This window comes from Olivibacter sp. XZL3 (assembly GCF_004368405.1).
Taxonomy (GTDB): Bacteria; Bacteroidota; Bacteroidia; order Sphingobacteriales; family Sphingobacteriaceae; genus Olivibacter.
On the sequence record NZ_SBJH01000034.1, the window covers coordinates 1 to 1,270 of the forward strand.

The window sequence follows — 1,270 nt, forward strand, 5'->3', positions numbered from 1 at the left end:
ACAAAAATTAATAAATTTATAACTCGAAAGTCTCCTTAAGGTTTCATCCTAATGTGTCTAATTTAGTTTGAAGACGTACAACGGTTTATTATACCATAGTGTAAAAGGAATACAAGCCACACCAAGCCCTGTAGGTTATAATGTAGTACTCAATAAACGGTGTATTGACACCAATCAACTTACTTTGATAAAGGCCGGTATATTTAAGATTAAACAAATTGGACCAAAAGAATTTGTTTTTGGGGACGTTATTAAACAAAACCTTAATATATCGGGTAGCGCTTGGACATATGAATAATAGAAACGCACTAGTAGTTAATTTACTGCAGTAGCGAACTATTATAATATTGTTGAGCTAATTAGTGTTTCATTAATCGACGGTTTTAAGCAACAGCTAGTGAACGGTTGACCGCTTCCCACAATTAGTAATATACGAAAGAAAAAATCCGCTCGTTATCTTGGCCCATTCTTGACTAATGATATCAGATTCAAATTGCATTTCCACGGAATAGATGTGTTGATTATCTTTGGGAAAAAAAGATGTACATTATTCTTTCTATTTTAACATGCGCCGTTCTCCTAGTTATCATCTTATTCTTGATTGGGCGTAGTTCAAGAAAGGCAGGAGAACAAGGGTATGTCGATTCAAATATCGGTAATTTTGAAAAGGATTTCTTAGTCAGTATGAGAAATAGAGATCCATTGACAAGTTTTATACCGAAAGAAGCTGAACTAGCTTTACACAATATAACATTAGAGAATAATCCCAATGACGTTCAAAGTCTATATTTAAGAGGCTTGGCGTATCACGATATGGGGTCTTTTCAACATGCTATAATGGATTTTGAAAGAGTTATAGTACTTACAGAAGAGGATGCTAAATTTTTAGATAAGAGAGTTCGTTCGTTTTTTTTTATTGGAAAAATTTGCCTTACGCAGAAGCACTATCACGAGGCAAAGTTGTACCTCCAGCAAGTAATGGACCTTTCAAAAAATCATAATTCCTTAAATACGCTTAGGGAGCAAGCCAATAGATTGCTAGTCGATATCCCTTCACAATAGTGTAGTTGATTAATAATAAAGGGGACATTCCTAACCGGTCTGGTATTTTGTTGTTAGAAGTTATCTTATTTGATCGATAATATTCAAAATTGTGTCAAAAGGTAATCCACCGTCTTCTTTGTATTTCTGTAGTCTTCCCTTAGCTAGCTACATCCAAAACTAAAAAATTCCAATCAGAATTGCTATTGCTATCCTGTTGGAATGTGGG

1 protein-coding gene is annotated in these 1,270 nt (G+C 34.3%); it reads left to right on the forward strand.

Annotation, left to right across the window (positions count from 1 at the left end; all coding sequences use genetic code 11):
• Positions 1-540: 540 nt before the first annotated feature.
• Positions 541-1,062: a tetratricopeptide repeat protein gene (locus EPX21_RS08545; RefSeq protein WP_134089253.1), complete on the forward strand. Its 522-nt coding sequence runs from the start codon at positions 541-543 to the stop codon at positions 1,060-1,062.
• The last annotated feature ends 208 nt before the right edge of the window (positions 1,063-1,270 follow it).